The organism is Paenibacillus sp. FSL H3-0321, assembly GCF_038002865.1.
Lineage (GTDB): Bacteria > Bacillota > Bacilli > Paenibacillales > Paenibacillaceae > Paenibacillus_AQ.
Map to the genome: position 1 here is coordinate 7468436 of NZ_JBBODH010000001.1, position 17357 is coordinate 7485792.

The 17357-nt window shown below is 51.5% G+C and carries 16 protein-coding genes; 11 read left to right on the forward strand and 5 right to left on the reverse strand.

Annotation, left to right across the window (positions count from 1 at the left end; translation table 11 throughout):
- Nucleotides 1–2 precede the first annotated feature (2 nt).
- From MHI45_RS33010 to spoVM, 5 genes are all read left to right on the forward strand, one after another.
- Complete coding sequence (locus MHI45_RS33010) at nt 3–779, forward strand: Stp1/IreP family PP2C-type Ser/Thr phosphatase (protein WP_076111303.1); 777 nt, start codon at nt 3–5, stop codon at nt 777–779.
- On the forward strand, nt 776–3004 hold the full coding sequence (pknB, locus tag MHI45_RS33015) for a Stk1 family PASTA domain-containing Ser/Thr kinase (protein WP_076111304.1): 2229 nt from the start codon (nt 776–778) through the stop codon (nt 3002–3004). Before MHI45_RS33010 ends, pknB begins: the two co-directional genes overlap by 4 nt.
- A gap of 119 nt (nt 3005–3123) precedes the next feature.
- Nucleotides 3124–4029 (forward strand): ribosome small subunit-dependent GTPase A, encoded by a 906-nt coding sequence (rsgA, locus tag MHI45_RS33020; RefSeq protein WP_076111305.1) that lies wholly within the window; start codon nt 3124–3126, stop codon nt 4027–4029.
- Nucleotides 4030–4032: 3 nt separating this feature from the next.
- Nucleotides 4033–4701 carry a ribulose-phosphate 3-epimerase gene (gene rpe, locus MHI45_RS33025; protein ID WP_076111306.1) on the forward strand — a complete coding sequence of 223 codons (669 nt, stop codon included), beginning with the start codon at nt 4033–4035 and terminating at the stop codon, nt 4699–4701.
- 185 nt (nt 4702–4886) lie between these two features.
- Complete coding sequence (gene spoVM, locus MHI45_RS33030; RefSeq protein ID WP_020431362.1) at nt 4887–4967, forward strand: stage V sporulation protein SpoVM; 81 nt, start codon at nt 4887–4889, stop codon at nt 4965–4967.
- A gap of 100 nt (nt 4968–5067) precedes the next feature.
- Here spoVM and rpmB read toward each other — a convergent pair whose 3' ends face one another.
- A complete protein-coding gene (gene rpmB, locus MHI45_RS33035) occupies nt 5068–5256 on the reverse strand; it encodes a 50S ribosomal protein L28 (RefSeq protein WP_019911441.1) in 189 nt (62 codons plus the stop codon).
- A 191-nt stretch (nt 5257–5447) separates the two neighbouring features.
- Here rpmB and MHI45_RS33040 point away from each other — a divergent pair, with 191 nt between their 5' ends.
- The 4 genes from MHI45_RS33040 (at nt 5448) to MHI45_RS33055 (ending at nt 10589) form a co-directional block, all read left to right on the forward strand.
- On the forward strand, nt 5448–7226 hold the full coding sequence (locus MHI45_RS33040; protein ID WP_076111307.1) for a DAK2 domain-containing protein: 1779 nt from the start codon (nt 5448–5450) through the stop codon (nt 7224–7226).
- An 83-nt stretch (nt 7227–7309) separates the two neighbouring features.
- Nucleotides 7310–8170, forward strand: coding sequence for a DegV family protein (locus MHI45_RS33045; RefSeq protein WP_038590594.1), 861 nt, complete (start codon nt 7310–7312; stop codon nt 8168–8170).
- Nucleotides 8171–8183: 13 nt separating this feature from the next.
- Complete coding sequence (recG, locus tag MHI45_RS33050; RefSeq protein ID WP_076111308.1) at nt 8184–10235, forward strand: ATP-dependent DNA helicase RecG; 2052 nt, start codon at nt 8184–8186, stop codon at nt 10233–10235.
- 66 nt (nt 10236–10301) lie between these two features.
- The gene (locus MHI45_RS33055; protein WP_038590600.1) at nt 10302–10589 is read left to right on the forward strand and encodes a stage VI sporulation protein F; all 288 of its coding nucleotides are present in this window, start codon (nt 10302–10304) and stop codon (nt 10587–10589) included.
- A 128-nt stretch (nt 10590–10717) separates the two neighbouring features.
- Here MHI45_RS33055 and MHI45_RS33060 read toward each other — a convergent pair whose 3' ends face one another.
- The 4 genes from MHI45_RS33060 to MHI45_RS33075 all read right to left on the reverse strand — a co-directional run bounded on the left by MHI45_RS33060 (nt 10718) and on the right by MHI45_RS33075 (nt 13805).
- Complete coding sequence (locus MHI45_RS33060) at nt 10718–11587, reverse strand: YitT family protein (RefSeq protein WP_076111309.1); 870 nt, start codon at nt 11585–11587, stop codon at nt 10718–10720.
- A gap of 31 nt (nt 11588–11618) precedes the next feature.
- Nucleotides 11619–12866: a cation:proton antiporter gene (locus MHI45_RS33065; protein WP_076111310.1), complete on the reverse strand. Its 1248-nt coding sequence runs from the start codon at nt 12864–12866 to the stop codon at nt 11619–11621.
- Nucleotides 12867–12869: 3 nt separating this feature from the next.
- Nucleotides 12870–13364 (reverse strand): cation:proton antiporter regulatory subunit, encoded by a 495-nt coding sequence (locus MHI45_RS33070; RefSeq protein ID WP_076111311.1) that lies wholly within the window; start codon nt 13362–13364, stop codon nt 12870–12872.
- Nucleotides 13365–13439: 75 nt separating this feature from the next.
- Nucleotides 13440–13805 carry a hypothetical protein gene (locus tag MHI45_RS33075; protein WP_076111312.1) on the reverse strand — a complete coding sequence of 122 codons (366 nt, stop codon included), beginning with the start codon at nt 13803–13805 and terminating at the stop codon, nt 13440–13442.
- Between the two features lie 181 nt (nt 13806–13986).
- On the opposite strand from MHI45_RS33075, the gene MHI45_RS33080 reads away from it, so the two are divergent.
- Together MHI45_RS33080 and MHI45_RS33085 are read left to right on the forward strand one after the other, a co-directional pair.
- Nucleotides 13987–14406: a DUF2500 domain-containing protein gene (locus MHI45_RS33080; protein WP_256718132.1), complete on the forward strand. Its 420-nt coding sequence runs from the start codon at nt 13987–13989 to the stop codon at nt 14404–14406.
- Between the two features lie 139 nt (nt 14407–14545).
- Complete coding sequence (locus MHI45_RS33085) at nt 14546–17278, forward strand: calcium-translocating P-type ATPase, SERCA-type (protein WP_439823170.1); 2733 nt, start codon at nt 14546–14548, stop codon at nt 17276–17278.
- The last annotated feature ends 79 nt before the right edge of the window (nt 17279–17357 follow it).

Consider the following 17357-nt stretch of genomic DNA (forward strand, 5'->3'; position numbering starts at 1 on the left):
ATTTGATCAGAACAGTTCATGCCAGCGACATTGGCCGGGTACGTACCGTCAATGAGGATTCGGTCTGGATCGGCGCGACGCGCCACGGTTATACCCTCGGTATTATCGCCGATGGAATGGGCGGACATTTGGCTGGCGACACCGCAAGCCGGCTCGCCTTGGAGACGATGAGGAATGCCCTTGAAGGGTTACAGCCTGATCTTTCAGAGGAAGAGCTGCGGGAAGCGCTGGCTGCCGCAATTACAGAAGCCAATGGTATCGTCCACAGCGAGGCTTCGCGCGACGAGAAGTACCATAATATGGGAACTACAGTCGTTTCTGTTCTACTGAAGGGGTCAGCGGGATATATTGGCCATATAGGGGACAGCAGGGCTTATCTGGTTAAGGACGGTGCAGCTACGCAATTAACCGAGGATCACACGCTGGTCAATGAGCTGTTCAAGAACGGCCAGATCAGCCTGGAGGAGCTCGACAACCATCCGCGCCGCAACGTGCTGACAAGAGCACTGGGGACGGATCCCGAGGTCCATGCTGATCTGGCTCCTGTCAATCTGGCAATGGGGGAACTTCTGCTGCTATGCAGCGACGGCCTGAGTAATTTTGTCAGCCTGGAGCATATGGGTAAGGTTGCTGGAATACAAGAAATACCGTTAGAGGAAAGAGCGGATCGGTTGCTTCAGCTGGCATTGCTTGCTGGGGGCGGCGATAATATCAGCCTCGCTATGTTAGAACATCAAGGAGAGGCCGCTGTGCCCGAAACAAAGGAGTGGAATAGATGATCGGTCACGAATTGGGCGGCCGTTACCAAGTCATCGAACGGATCGGTGGAGGCGGTATGGCGCTTGTCTATAGAGCGCATGACATATTACTAAACCGGAACGTCGCCATTAAAGTGCTGCGCAATCAATTTGTGCATGATGAGGAATTTATCCGCCGGTTTAGGCGGGAGGCGCAATCAGCCGCATCTTTATCACATCCGAATGTGGTCAGTATATATGATGTGGGGCAAGAAGACGAAGTTCATTATATTGTAATGGAATATATAGAAGGCAAGAACCTGAATGAGATCATTAAGGAACGGGCTCCGCTACAGGTAGATGAATCGGTGCGTATCGCTTCACAGATTTGCGATGCGCTCGACCATGCCCACCAGAACCAGATCATTCACCGCGATATTAAACCTCATAACATTCTAATCGGCCGTAATGGACGGGTTAAAGTAACGGACTTCGGGATTGCCCGTGCTGTTACTTCCACTACAATCACCCAGACGGGTTCAGTTGTAGGTTCAGTGCACTATTTCTCCCCGGAGCATGCCAAGGGTGTGACCACTGGAGAGAAATCTGACCTCTATTCTTTGGGTATTGTGCTCTATCAGATGCTGACGGGCGTCCTGCCGTTTCTGGGCGAAAGTCCGATCAGTGTTGCGCTGAAGCATCTGCAGGAGGAATTTGAGGAGCCACGTCTGCTCAATCCGCTGATTCCGCAGAGTGTGGAGAATGTAATCTTGAGATCCATGCGCAAAAATCCGGAGGAACGTTATCAATCGGCCAAGCAGATGCTGCAGGATTTAGAGACATGCCTGCTGCCTGAGCGGCGCAGTGAAGCCAAATCCCTGTTCCACGATGACGGGGATGACGAGGACAGAACACGGATTATACCGGCGATCAAGCCGCTCCAGCGGGGGCTTGGCAACCGCAACGGCGGTGAAGACCGGATGCAAGTGCAGCGGGAAGAGGCTGAGATCATTCCTTCCAACCCGGGTAAGCGGAGATGGGGCCGCCCAGCTTTATGGATTAGTCTTACACTTGTAATCTTGCTCGCTATGGGCAGTGTTGTGTGGTATGTAAATGCCAAGCTGGTCGTTGACGAAGTGACAGTGCCGGATGTGGTTAACCAAACGCTTGAGAAAGCTACTTCCATGCTGGATGAGGCAGGACTCATTGCGGAACCGGTTATGCAGTACAACCCGGATTTCGCTGAGAATATCGTATGGGAACAGGGTAAAAAGGCTGAAACAATCGTCAAAGAAGGAACGCATATCATCCTGTCAGTCAGTACAGAAAAGACTCCATCTAAAATGCTGGAATTGTCCACACAAACCTACGACGAAGCCGTTAAAGCGCTGATTGCGGAGGGTGTCGAGCAAGAACGGATCACCCCGGTTGAAGAGCACAACGATAACATTCCTGAAGGACAGGTCATTCGTTCTGAACCGGCTGCGGGGAGTGATTATGATCCCGAGACGAGCTCTATTAAGCTTTATGTCAGTCAAGGCAAAGACACGGTTACTATGCCTGATCTTACCGGTTCAACCCAGAAGCAGGCAAAAGCGAAACTGGAGGAGCTGGGCCTTGTTCTTGATGAGGTCAAGGAAGATACCAGTTATTCCGTTGAAAAGGGACAGGTCATGAAGCAATGGCCTTATGAAGAAGGGGATACTGCTGCACCAGGCGACAAAGTCTCCATTTCCATAAGCACAGGGTTTCCGCCGGAGGCTATTGAATATGTCTTTAAAGTGCCTGTAGCTCCGTCAAGTGACGGTAAGAGGACTCAAATCCGTATTGTTTTCTCTGATGCCACCAAAGATGGAGCCCAGCAGGAATGGGGAACCCGCACGATCGCGAAGAGTCAGGTCTTATCCGTACCTCTGATCCTTGCCCCGAATAAAGACGGAGCAGTCTCGATCTACCAGAACGGAGATTATATTGAGGCTTTTGAGATCCGTTACTCGGATGCCAAAAACGGAACTGTGCAGGTGCCTGAGCCTCCAGCGACAGCGACACCTGTACCTACACCTGAACCTACTCAGGCGCCAACTGAAAGTCCGCCTGAAGAGACAATTGAACCGGAGATTCTGTCTCCGCCTACCGGCGAAGGCGAAAATACGGGTGAAGTGGGTCAGAATCAGACCGGATATTTGCCGGATAACTCCAAGAATGCAAATGTACTGGTGAATGACAAGAAAACAAACGGTAAAAATAAAGAAAAAAACAAATCCTAAAGAGAAAAGCTGAAGCTGAACTGGTGAATTTGACCAGGGAAGCTGCGGCAGCGAAATGACCCGGGGAGCTTCAAGCTTGGGTCATTTGCGCAAAATCAGGAGAGGAAGGCTCACTATGTATGCCTGAAGGAATAATTATCAAAGCGTTAAGCGGATATTATTACGTTAAGCCGCTCCGGGACGGAGTAATAGCGACAGAGGAAGAGGCCGTTCAATGCCGTGGTCGGGGGATTCTTAAGAAAAAAGGGGTTGCTCCGCTCGTAGGTGACCGTATAATTTATGTTCTGACCGAAAACGGGGAAGGGATGGTTGACGAGTTGCTTCCACGTGAATCGGAACTCATCCGCCCGCAGGTTGCCAACGTAAAGCTGGCTGTATTGCTGTTCTCGGTGCGGGAGCCGGATATGAATTTGAATCTCCTGGACAAGTTTCTGGTCCACATCGAACATTCCGGTCTGAACACCCTGATTGTGCTGACCAAACAGGATTTAGCGGATGACGATGGGAAAGCAACGCAAATGGTTAAAGAGCTCTATGAGCGTATCGGCTACGAAGTGATGGTTACTAGCTCTTTAACCGGCTCTGGCAGCGATGAGCTGCGCAACCGGCTTGCCGGAGTCATCAGTGTCTTCTCTGGACAATCCGGTGTAGGCAAGTCAACGCTGCTGAACCGGCTGGTGCCCGGTCTTGAACTGGAGACGGGTGAAATCAGCCTGCGGCTCGGCCGGGGACGCCATACTACCCGCCATGTGGAGCTGATGGATATCGGTAATGGCGGCTTCGTGGCCGATACCCCCGGGTTCAGCCAGTTGGACTTTCTGGAACTCGGCGTGGAGGAGCTTTCGGTCTGCTTCCGGGAGTTTGCTCCTTATGCGGAGAATTGCAAGTTCCGCGGCTGCAGTCATCTGCATGAGCCAGCCTGCCGTGTCATTGAGGCATGGCAGGCTGGAGAAATTGCAGACAGCCGCTATGAGCATTACAAGCTGTTCTACAATGAAATGAAAGACAAAAAGCGGAGGTACTAACTGATGATTATAATTGCCCCATCTTTGTTATCGGCGGATTTCGCCGCACTTGGTACTGAAGTAGCGGAAGCGGAGGCCAGTGGTGCAGACTGGATTCACGTGGATGTGATGGACGGTCATTTTGTGCCGAATATTACGCTGGGTCCGCCCATTGTCAAAGCTGTGAAGTCCCACACTTCTTTACCGCTTGATGTGCACCTGATGATTGAGAATCCGGAACGTTACATTGCCGATTTTGCCGCTGCCGGCGCAGCAGTGATTACGGTACATGCGGAGGCTTGTGTGCATCTCCACCGGGTTATCCATCAGATCAAGGAGCTGGGCCTGATGGCTGGCGTGGCGATCAATCCGGGAACTCCGGCTTCAGCCGTGCGCGAGGTGCTTGAGGATGTGGATATGGTGCTTGTGATGACCGTGAATCCGGGCTTTGGCGGCCAAGCCTTCATTCCCCATACGCTGCGCAAGATCCGGCAGATCCGGGAGTGGGCGAACGAAGCCAATCACAAAGGGCTGCGCATCGAGGTCGACGGCGGAATTGCCGAAGCAACGGCACCCCTGGTGGCTGAAGCGGGCGCAGACACCCTTGTCGCAGGCAATGCCGTGTTTGGACGCAGCGATCGCGCAGCCGCCATCAGAGCAATTCGTGAAGCAGCAGAGACAGCAATCCGTTAATCGGGCTGCCGCCTAATTAGTCTTGAGGTATAGGCCAAGTTGTTGGCGCATAAATATGGTTACATGAGCAGAAATCTCATGTAGCCTTTTTTTGTTCCATAAGGGAGCTCTGCAGCTCGTTTGCGCAAACAGAAAAGACAGGAAAGTCTCCTAGCGTACGGCATGAATTGATGGGAGGGTTAATGATGAAATTTTACACGTTTAAGCTGCCAAGATTCTTGGGAGGTTTTGTTAAAGCGATTTTGAATACTTTTCAGAAAAGCTGAGGAAGGATCAGAACTGAAAACATGAAAAAAAGCACCTTACGTATGTAAAGGGTGCTTTTTGCTTCATATGAGATATCGCTAGGTCTAGGATAATCCAAGACTAAACGCGTTCAACTTTGCCGGCTTTCAAAGCACGGGTGCTGACGTACACGCGTTTCGGTTTGCCGTTCACTAGGATACGGACCTTCTGAACGTTAACTCCCCAAGAACGACGGTTGCGGTTGTTTGCGTGAGACACGTGGTTGCCGCTGCCCGGTTTCTTGCCTGTTACAGTACATTTGCGGGACATAGATTACACCTCCTTGTTACTAACACCTGCATAAAACAATACTTAAATATAATATCACAGCAAAATTTGCTACGTCAACCGATTCAAAAACATTTATTTCTTTTGGCTCTTATAGTACAATATAAATTAGTGTATTATGTCCAGTTAATCATAGAATTGATTAGGCATGAAGTTAGGAAGGGGAATTCTCATTGAGTAAGCGTTCTATAAACGGAGCAGATTTTACCGCAATGGTACTCGCCGGAGCGGAAAAGCTGCAGCAGCATGCAGAGCACGTCAATTCCTTAAATGTATTTCCGGTTCCGGATGGAGATACGGGAACTAATATGAACTTGACGATGACTGCAGGCGCGAACGAATTGAAAAAGAATAATACCGCCTCTGTCGGACAATGTGCAGGAGTACTCTCCAAAGGTCTCCTGATGGGTGCACGGGGAAACTCTGGCGTTATTTTGTCACAGCTGTTCAGAGGTCTTGGACGTTCCGCAGCCCAATATGATGAATTGAACACGCAACAGTTCGCGGCAGCGCTGCAGACCGGAGTGGATACGGCCTACAAAGCGGTGGTCAAGCCTGTAGAAGGCACTATACTCACGGTCGCCAAAGAAGCTGCCAGACATGCGGTGTATTACGCTCGCCGCACAACAGACATTACGGAGCTTATGACGGAGGTTCTGGCCAAAGCCAAAGAGGCATTAGCCAATACTCCGGAACTTCTGCCTGTCCTGAAGCAGGTTGGCGTTGTTGACTCTGGAGGCCAAGGTCTGGTCTACATTTATGAAGGATTTCATCAGTATCTGACAAGCGGAGTCTCCGCATCTCCGGCGTCTGTACAAGGACAAGCTCCGGCACCTGCCGTTGTAACGGCACCTGTGCTCACCAAACCTGAGAATATATTGTCCTCCGTGCAGTCTTCTGCGCAATCCCAGCTGTCCACGGAAGATATCGAATTTTTATATGATATGGAATTTTTCATCAACCGCCAGCTTGGCGCAGCCGTGAAAGCGGATTTTGATGAGGAAGCTTTTCGGAAAGCGTTGTCAGTTAATGGGGATTCAATCATCGTCATTTCCGATGACGACACAATCAAAGTGCATGTGCATTCCAAGACTCCTGGTGAAGTGATGAGCCTGGCATTGCTCTACGGCGAGATCACCCAGATCCATATTCTGAATATGCGTGAGCAGCATCGCGATCTGCTGACAACCGGTATGGATATCGCTCCAATGCCGGATCTGTTTGCAGATATCCCTAGCGAGAAGAGCACAGTGCCTGCCCCGGCGGTTCCTCCGGCGGACGATATGGCACCGTACGGCTTTATCGCCGTATCCTCCGGCGGCGGGATTACCGATATTTTTAAAAGCCTCGGGGTCGATGCGGTTCTAGCAGGCGGACAGACCATGAATCCCAGTACGGAGGATTTCGTAAATGCGATCTCATCCATCTCTGCGAAGCATGTATATATTCTGCCTAACAACTCCAACATCGTGCTTGCCGCACAGCAGGCTAAAGAGCTGCTTGAGGACGAACGGGATATCACGGTGATTCCGAGTAAGAGCATCCCGCAGGGAATTGCCGCTGCATTTGCCTTCCAGGAAGATGATGCGGTGGAAGCCAATACAAGCAACATGCTGGAAGCCATCGCACATGTGAAATCCGGCCAGGTTACGAACGCCGTACGTGATACCGTGATTGAAGAGCTGGAGATCAAATCCGGACAGTATATCGGTATTTCCAATTCGAAGATCGTTGCTGCTTCCGATGAATTGCTCGCTGCAAGCAAGCAACTGCTTACAAGCATGCTGGAGAACGGCGACGAGATCGTTACAGTCCTGACCGGTGCTGAAGCAGAAGCGGAAGTGACCGCATCACTCAGCAGCTGGCTGGAAGAGGCTTATCCTCAGGTTGAAGTTGAGGTTCATGAGGGCGGGCAGCCGCTGTATTATTATCTTTTCTCGGTAGAGCCATAGGCGGAGACTGAATTCCTTCTGTCAGCATCAAAGCATACTCCGCCTCGTGCGGACTGCTTAATCATAGTTTGGGGAGGAAACCCATGAATCGTACCGTAATTGTCACAGACAGCACCTCAGATATTCCGCCGGCTCTGGCGGAAGCATACGGCATTGAGGTTGTGCCGCTGACATTAATGTTCGGCGAGGAAGCGTACAGGGACAATGTGGATATGACACCGGAGCAGTTCTATGAGCGTCTTCCCCACTCAGCGAAGCTGCCGACCACATCTCAGCCGTCTCCGGTGGAATATATGAATTTGTATCGCAGTATTCTGGAGCGTCATCAAGGCAGTACGATTCTATCTTTTCATATATCATCCGGACTTAGCGGAACTTATCAGTCTGCAGTCCTGGCTAAATCGATGCTGGATGAGGAAGGGGACGCCATCACTGTGGTAGATTCCCTGTCCGCATCCTACGGTTTCGGCTTTATGGTAGTGGAAGCGGCCAGAATGGCTAAAGAAGGTATAAGCCCGGAGGAAATTCTGACAGCTGTGGAGAAGCTGCGCCAATCGCGCAAACTTTATTTCCTGGTAGATACACTGGAATATCTGCAAAAGGGCGGCAGAATCGGCAAAGCGTCCGCCATATTGGGCACGCTGCTGAATATCAAGCCGATTCTCTCCATTGATGCAGAAGGCATTATTTATGCGGTAGAGAAGGTCAGAGGCCGGAAGAAGGCAATAGCCCGCATGATCGAGCTGTTCAAAAACGATCTGCCGGGTGTGGACAAAATCAATGTGGCTGTGGGTCATACGGCTGAACCGGCTTACGGCGAAGAATTCCTGCAGGAATTAGCCGTGCACTTCACCCTGAATGAGAAAGTGCTGACCAACATCGGCCCTGTCGTAGGCAGCCATGTCGGCAACGGTACCTTAGCCGTATTCATTTGGCCCGCGTAAATAGGGGATGAACATGAACCTGTCTTTGGAAAAAATTGAAGTGAAGCAAATAACTGGCGTGAGCGCTCAAAAGCAATCCGAGCTCCACGCCTTTGGCGTTTTTACAGTAAAGGATCTGCTGGAGTATTATCCATTCCGTTATGAGGATTTCCGTCCCCGCTCGCTGAGTGAAGTGAAGCATGGTGACAAGGCTACCCTGATGGCCAAGGTGATTGGCATCCCCGTACTGCAGCGGTTTGGCGGCAAGTCGCGCTTAAGCTGTAAGATGGTGGCTGAACCCTGGATGTTCACCGCTACATGGTTCAATCAGCATTATGTGCGCGAGCAGTTGACTGTAGGCCGGGAGATCGTGTTAACCGGTAAATGGGACCAGAAGCGCAGCCAGATTACGGTGACGGATTATGAGTTCCCGGACCGCGGGGAGGGCAAGACAGGCACCCTGCAGCCGGTATACTCTGTGGGCGGCAAGATCACCCAGTCCTGGATCCGCAAGGTTATTAATCAGGGCATGCAGCAGTTCGGAGAGATGATTCCGGAAATATTGCCGCACGTCATTATGCGAAAATATGATTTTATGCCCCGCAAGCGGGCGATTGCTACGATCCACCAGCCGGAGGATACCCGCGAAGGACAGCAGGGACGGCGCAGAATGGTGTATGAAGAGCTGTTTTTGTTCCAGCTTAAGGTACAGGCCTTCCGGGTGCTGAACCACGGCAGAATGGACGGTGTAGTGCATACAGTTGATAACTCAACCGTCCGCTCCTTTGTGCGCAGTCTGCCGTTTGAATTGACGGATGCGCAGAAGCATGTAGAGCTGGAGATTCTGCAGGACATGCGGTCGGGGTACTGCATGAACCGGCTGCTGCAGGGGGATGTAGGCTCAGGCAAAACGGTGCTTGCGGCCATTGCGCTCTTTGCCACCGTGAGGTCGGGGTTTCAGGGCGCGCTGATGGTGCCGACGGAGATTCTGGCCGAGCAGCATATGCGCTCGCTGACCAAAATGTTTGAGCCGTTTGGCATCACGGTAGGTCTGTTAACGGGCAGTGTCTCAGGGCGCAAACGCAAGGATCTGCTGGCCTCACTGCAAATGGGCGTGGTGGACGTTGTGGTCGGCACCCATGCTTTGATTCAGGATGATGTATTCTTCCGCGGGCTGGGGCTTGTGGTTACCGATGAACAGCACCGCTTCGGAGTGAACCAGCGCAGTGTCCTCCGGCGCAAAGGGTATAACCCGGATGTTCTGACGATGACGGCGACCCCGATCCCGCGGACATTGGCAATTACGGTCTTCGGGGATATGGACGTCTCGACTTTGTCAGAGCGGCCTAAAGGAAGGGTCCCGATCACGACTTATTGGGTGAAGCATGATCTGATGGAGCGTGTGCTGAACCTGGTCAGCCGTGAGATTGATCAAGGCCGTCAGGCCTATCTCATCTGCCCCCTGATCGAAGAGTCGGAGAAGCTGGATGTGCAGAACGCGATAGACCTGCATGTCCAGATGTCCCAGGCCTTTCCGAACTATAAAGTTGGGCTGCTGCATGGACGGATGACGCCGGGTGAGAAAGATGAAGTGATGCGCGCCTTCTACAGCAACGAGCTTCAGCTGCTTGTTTCCACTACGGTCGTGGAGGTTGGCGTCGATGTTCCCAATGCCACGCTGATGATCATCATGGATGCGGACCGTTTCGGTTTGTCACAGCTGCATCAGCTGCGCGGGCGGGTCGGTAGAGGTCAGCATGCGTCCTACTGTGTGCTTGTGGCTGATCCCAAGTCGGAGATCGGCCGGGAGCGGATGACCGCCATGACCGATACAGACGACGGATTCGAGGTCTCCCGCCGTGACCTGGAGCTAAGAGGTCCGGGGGATTTCTTTGGTACGAAGCAAAGCGGTCTGCCGGAATTCCGGCTGGCGGATATGACTGCGGATTTTGAGATACTGGAGCAGGCGCGCGACGATGCTGCGGAGCTGCTGAAGGATTCTTCCTTCTGGACATCCCCAGATTATGCACCGCTGCGGAGCTATCTGCAGAACGAACAAATATTCCAGGGGGATATTATCGATTAAATAGGCACATGCGGCAACCGGCCCTCATATACTGTGAATGATTGGATATGACGGGAGGTGCTGCGCTTGGGTTATCAGCAATACGGAATCAGCCCGCAGCTGGTGGAACGCATCAAGCTGAAGATGAAGAATCCGGCAGTCAAGGAACGCATCAAAAATATGATTAACGGTATTTCCAAGCAAGAGCTGCAGGACACAGGAGTTGTGCGCAGGCTGGTACGCAATGCTGCGGCAGTGATGGGTGAGAAGCTGTCGTCAGCCCAGGAAGAGCAAATCGTGAAATTTGTGATCGCACAGAAGATTGATCCGAGCAATACGTTTCACCTGATCCGGTTATGGGGCATGTTCCGTTGAAGAAACGGGCGGTTGCTAGACCCGGATCTGGCAGATAGGAAAAGGCGCTCCCGCGCTGCAGCAGCGGGAACGCCTTTTTCATAGGTTATAGCCATTCACAGTTCAGGAAAGTCCGGCAGAGTCATCTATCAGCTGATTTTTTTGCGGAAAAAATCGGCGATGCCCCGGCCCTGCGCTGCGCGCACGACAATGAGGCTGTCCTCGTCGCATTCCTTCACAATTGAAGTCAAAGTGGCTTCCTCCATCTTGCTGGCAAGACAGAAGAGTGTACCTTTCTGTCCCGCCGGCCCGGAAGCCTGGACAAGTTTGGTCTCCCGCTCGAGCGATTGGTGGAGCGCTTTGGAGATTTCATCACAGTGGCTGCTGGTAATCCAGACAGCCCGGGAGCGCGATAGGTCCCGAAGCGAGATCCGGATGCCTTCAAAGGCCAGCAGATAGGCGATAATGCTGTACATCGCCTGATCCCAGCCAAACAGCACACCTCCGAATAGCAGAATGACACAGTTGAGCAGCATGATGACGGTTTCCGCCGATTTCGGCAAGCTGCCGCTTAGCAAGACATAACCCTGTTCACTGGTCTTGTTGCTGATGCCGCCGAAGCGGATTGAAATACCGATTCCAAAGCCAAGGCAGAGACCACCAGCTATTGCTGCAGCAAGCGGCTCACTGACAACGGCTGGAAAGTGATGCAAGGCCAATGAGCCTATGGTCAAGCAGATCAATCCGAGCATCGTATAAAGTGCAAACCGAAAGTCAATCTGCCTGCGCGACAAAAGAATAAACGGCAGATTGAACAGAAACAGAAACAGGCCAAGCCGCATTTCGGTAAGATGGGCGAGCAGAGCAGACAGTCCGGCAATTCCGCCAGGGACCAGCTTATGCGGAATCAGAAACAGCTCCAGCCCGACAGCGGCCAGCAGTCCTCCGCCAATGACGGAGAGAATGCGGATTCCCTTGTGCTGTGGCGGGGTGTATTCCCCGCGTAAACGTTTCTTCATACACGTCCCTCCCTTCAACACGGAACTCTATTTACTCTTTGTCGAGTACAGGGGCGGCTTGTTTCGCTTTGCGTGCGAGATGCCGCTTTTCGAATTTGAATACCTTATCCAGGAGCTTGTAAATCGTCTTGGACTCCTTTGTAAGCAGCGGACCAAGGATGGCCAGCATCAGAACGTACATGGCAGCGAATGGCTGAAGGATCGCCATCAGTCCGCCCGCTTTGCCAAGATTGGCCATAATAATGGAGAACTCCCCGCGGGAGACGATAGTTAGGCCAATGTTGGACGAAGCCCGCGGACTGAGACCTGCACTGCGTCCCGCCAGCATTCCTGCCAAGAAATTTCCGAACAGTGTTATGATTACCGCAGCTAATGAATACCAGAACGCTTCTCCTCCGAGGGAGAGCGGGTCAATGGTCAAACCGAAGCTGAAAAAGAAGATGGCTCCAAAGAAGTCACGGAACGGGATGACCAGTTTCTCAATCCGTTTCACATGCTCGGTTTCGGCGAGCACCAGTCCGACAAGTAATGCTCCGATCGCTTCGGCGACATGGATCGTTTCGGAGAAGCCGGCAATGAGAAAGAGGGCACCGAAAATGACAAGCGCGAATATTTCACTGGAACGGATGTTCAGGACGCGGTTGAGCCAGGGAACTAGCTTGCGTCCGATAACGAGGAGGGCCAGCATATATCCAAGCGCGAGCAGCGCGGACAGCAGTACGCCGCCAAGCGACGAAGAGCCGCTGAGGACAAGGCCCGAGAGAATGGAGATGTAGACTGCGAGAAATACATCCTCAAACATGATGATGCCGAGAATCATTTCGGTCTCGGGATTTGCGGTTCGCTTCAAATCAACCAATACCTTGGCTACAATCGCACTGGAAGAGATCGTGGTGATTCCGGCAATAATCAGAATCTCCTCCAGAGGGAACCCGAGTGCCCAGCCGAGGACCAGCCCCAGTGTAAAATTGATCAGGATATATATCGTACCGCCGGTTACGATCGAACGTCCTGCTTTGACAAGCCGGCCCACGGAGAACTCCAGCCCCAGATAGAACAGCAGGAAGAGTACACCAATGCGGCCCATAAATTCGATCAGGGAAGCACTTTCGATAAAGCGGAAATCGAGATGCCAAATTTTGAACGCGTGAGGCCCAACAGCCATCCCGATTAGAATATAGAAAGGAATTACAGAAAAGCGGAGTTTAGTGGAGATGATTCCGGCAAGCGCAATCAGGACAATGGCCAGGCCTACTTCAAAAATAATATAATGGCTCATCTATTAACCACATCCATTTCGTAGAATGTGTTTGAACTGCTTATGCTGATGTCTCTCCCCGGCAGCGACAACGGTGCAGTCCGCTTTCAGCAAAACTTCCGGTCCAGGACTCAGATGTTTCTGGTGGTTTTTTTCAATGATCGCAATAATAGTGACGCCTGCACGTGCACGTACATCCAGTTCGCCGATCGTATGCCCGATACATTTGAATCCTGACTCGAGGCGGTACCATTCGATGATCAAATCATCCAGTGCCACCTCAATGGACTCCAGGGCCTTGGGCTTGTAGGTGACTCCACCGACAATGGCAGAGATATGCCTTGCTTCATCATCGTCCAGTGTAACCATGGATACACTCTGGTCCGGATCATCATAATCAAAATGGTACAGCTCGCGTCTGCCGTCGTCATGCACAATGACCACTAGCTTGTCGCCGCTGCGTGTTTGCAGCAGAAATTTTTTGCCGATTCCCGGCAGATCTGATTCTCTATAGTTCATGAAAGTCCAGCCTCCAATTGATATGTCTTAAGAGTGTTCTACTGTGTGAGCAAATATGCATTTCTTTTTCTGTCGTTAAATGGGGCGATGCACCAAATTTGAAGTATATCTAAGCGGTTGCAGCAGCAGCCGCTTCAGCGTAATGTAAATAATTGGGGATAGCGAAACAACAAGTACAGGTACGGGAGGTTCCGGCAGAACTACCGGAGTGATCCCATGATGCGGTAAGCGGACAGCGGGTACAAATTTAATAGGTGTTGAATGTGCACGGACCGGCGTCGCCATTTTATGCTCGTAGCGTTCAAATTTGAGGGTCTCCCCTTCATACTCCACAGTGCTGAAAGCACCGATGGCTCCTGCTATCAGGGTAAACAGAAGAATCGGAATAAATGCGGCCTGAAGCAGTTTTGAGTAGGAAAAATACGCTAGATATGCCCTCATGAGATCACCTCCTTACTGTATCTTGTATATAAAGCATAACATACGTTCCTGTGCCGGGCCAAATTCAAATCAGCTCTTTTTTCATTTTACAAGGCTGAAAAACTGAAACTGATGGAGGAATAAAGCGTATTTTAAAGTAAATCGTACTTTTAATATTTTTTTTGAAAGAGGAGAGATGGATTTGAACGGACAGAGCTTTATTAGCGGTTTTGGGCAATTTCCACAGGGCAGTTTTTTTTGGAGTTTTATTTATGGAATGCCTTTGTTTTTCAAACTGATGTTTTTGCTGGTGATTGGTATTTTCATCTTTGTAATCATCAAATCCATCGGTATCTGGAGCAGCAATAATGCCAGTCCCTTGGTCTCCGCGTACGCTTCGGCCGTGACCAAAAGGACGGAGGTCTGGGGCGGATCAGGCGACTCCGGGGCCCACACGAGCTACTATGTAACTTTTGAGTTTCAAGATGGACGCCGCGTCGAACTGCAGGTACCAAATAAGGCATTTGGATTGATTGTTGAAGGAGACCGGGGGGAGCTTGTATATCAGGGAACCAGGTTTAAGGGCTTTGAGCATCCCGGTTTTCAAAATACTGAAGGCTGATCGTCGTTGTTTGCAGATGTTTCTGAGCAAGCTTTGAAAAATGTCCTTAAATTTTCAGAATTCTGCGGTTAATTTTGGGTAAAACTCCATATAAGTGATTTGCTATACACCACTTTATAATATGGGAGGAGCTGACAGCTTGAATTCGAACTCTGCAAATCAACAAGATCAACAGCCGTTTCATCTGCTGGAGAAAGAGGAAGTCCTGAAACGGCTGGAGACAAGAGAAGAGGGATTAACTTCAGAACAGGCGGCGCAGCTGCTGGAGCGGTACGGGAAAAATATGCTGCAGGAGGCAAAGCCAAAGTCGTTACTGGCCAAATTTATTGAACAGTTCAAAAATGTGATGATCTTTATTCTGCTGGCGGCTGCGGTATTGTCGGGTATTCTCGGGGAATGGACGGATACAATCATTATCCTGCTGGTTGTTATATTGAATGCGGTGCTTGGAGTCATCCAGGAAAATAAGGCAGAACAGGCCCTGGAAGCGCTGAAAAGCATGTCTTCGCCGCATGCCCGCGTCCGCCGCAGCGGTCAGGTGACGGAGATCAAGAGTGAGGAGCTTGTGCCCGGTGATATTGTACTGCTGGAAGCAGGCAATGTCGTACCTGCCGATGTCAGGCTGCTGGAAACAGCATCACTTCAGACGGAGGAAGCTGCGTTAACCGGTGAGTCGCTGCCTTCGGATAAGCATGCCGACAAACTGGAGGGGACAGATCTCGTAATAGGCGACCGGACAAATATGGCATATATGAGCAGCAGCGTCACGTACGGAAGAGCTGTTGGCGTTGTTACAGCCACAGGGATGAAGACTGAGGTCGGAAGAATTGCCGGCTTTATCGCAGAGGAAGAAACGGATGTCACTCCGCTGCAGAAGAAGCTGGATGAACTGGGGAAATACTTCACCTATATTATTCTGGGCGTGTGTGTAGTCATTTTTGCCGTAGGATTGCTCCAGGGCAGAGAAATGCTGGATATGCTGCTTACCTCGATCTCGCTGGCGGTTGCGGCGATTCCTGAAGGACTGCCGGCGATCGTAACGATCATTCTGGCGCTTGGCGTTCAGCGCATGGCCGGACGCAAAGCGATTATCCGCAAGCTGCCTGCGGTGGAGACGCTGGGCAGTACAGAAATTATCTGCTCCGACAAAACAGGAACATTGACACTCAACAAAATGACTGTCGAGAAGCTGTACGCCAATGGAGCAACTATTGAGGCGACCGAACAGCTCAAGGAAACTCCGGGCGGTGAGCTGCTGCTGCAGGCGATGACGCTGTGCAATGATTCCAGCATTGACGAAGGCAACACTACCGGCAAGCAAGATTCAGAGAACGCAAAGGGGGATAAAGCCAGCGGGACCAAAAGCGGCAAAGCGATTATCGGGGATCCCACGGAGACAGCCCTTGTGGACTATGCGCTGAGCATCGGCACTGACAAGCGGGAGCTGGAGAAGCAGTATCCCCGGAAAAGCGAGCTGCCCTTTGACTCGGACCGCAAGCTGATGACAACGATTCATCAGGTGGAGGCAGGGAAGTTCCGCGGGCTTACGAAAGGTGCTCCCGATGTGCTGCTTTCCAAGTGCAGCCACATTTATGAGGCCGGGGAGCTCATTCCGCTCACAGAGGAGCATTCCCGCAAGATCACTGCAAGCAATAAGGCGCTTGCCGATGAAGCGCTGCGGGTGCTGGCTTTTGCCTACCGTGATTATGCAGAGCTGCCAGACAAACCTTCACCGGACACAACAGAGAAGGATCTGGTATTCATCGGCCTCGTCGGGATGATTGATCCCCCGCGCGATGAAGTGCGCGACGCTGTAGCGGTCTGCCGCAAGGCGGGTATCCGTCCGGTTATGATTACCGGCGACCACAGGGACACCGCTGCGGCTATCGCCAAACGGCTGGGTATCATCGATGACGACAAGAGTGTACTGACCGGACGCGAACTGGATAAGATCAGCGAGGCGGATTTTGCAAATAGGGTCGAGGATTATTCCGTATATGCCCGTGTTTCTCCGGAGCACAAGGTAAGGATCGTCAAAGCGTGGAGAAAAAAGGGCAAGATCGTCGCCATGACTGGAGACGGGGTGAACGATGCACCGGCTTTGAAATCGGCGGATATAGGTGTGGGCATGGGGATTACGGGAACGGATGTCGCGAAAGGCGTATCCGACATGGTGCTGGCCGACGATAACTTCACGACCATTGTAGTTGCGGTGGAAGAAGGACGGAAGGTATACAGCAATATCCGCAAAGCCATCCAGTTCCTGCTCTCCGCTAACCTTGGGGAAGTGCTGACCTTGTTCATCGCCACAATGGTCGGCTGGCGGATTCTTGAGCCTATTCACATCCTCTGGATCAATCTGGTGACGGATACGCTGCCTGCGCTGGCACTGGGGCTGGAAAAAGCCGGGGAAGATGTAATGACGAAGAAACCCCGCAAGTCCAGCAGCAGTATTTTTTCCGGTGGTGTGGGGGCTGGAATTGTCTATCAGGGGATCATCGAAGCGGCACTGACGCTGCTCGTCTATTACTGGGCGCATACCCACTATGATGAGGGTGTCGCGGTTACGATGGCTTTTGCCACACTCGGTCTGCTTCAAATTACACATGCCTTCAACGTCAGATCCAATACGAAATCTCTGTTCCAGATCGGCTTGTTCAGCAACAAATATATGCTGGGCGCATCGGTGATTTCCGGACTGCTGCTGGTGCTGGTCATCATTATTCCGGGTCTGAACGATTGGTTTGGTGTACAGCATCTGAACGGTTTGCAGTGGTGGATTGTCTGCGGGGCAGCCGTGTCCATCGTTGTTTTAGTTGAACTGGTGAAGCTGTTTGTCCGGCTGAGCGGCAAAGGCAAAGGTTGGGACTAGTGAAACCGGATCACATCAGTTGATTTAAAATGTAAAAAAGAGCTTGGTCTTCTTTAGCAGGAGACCAGGCTCTTCTTTA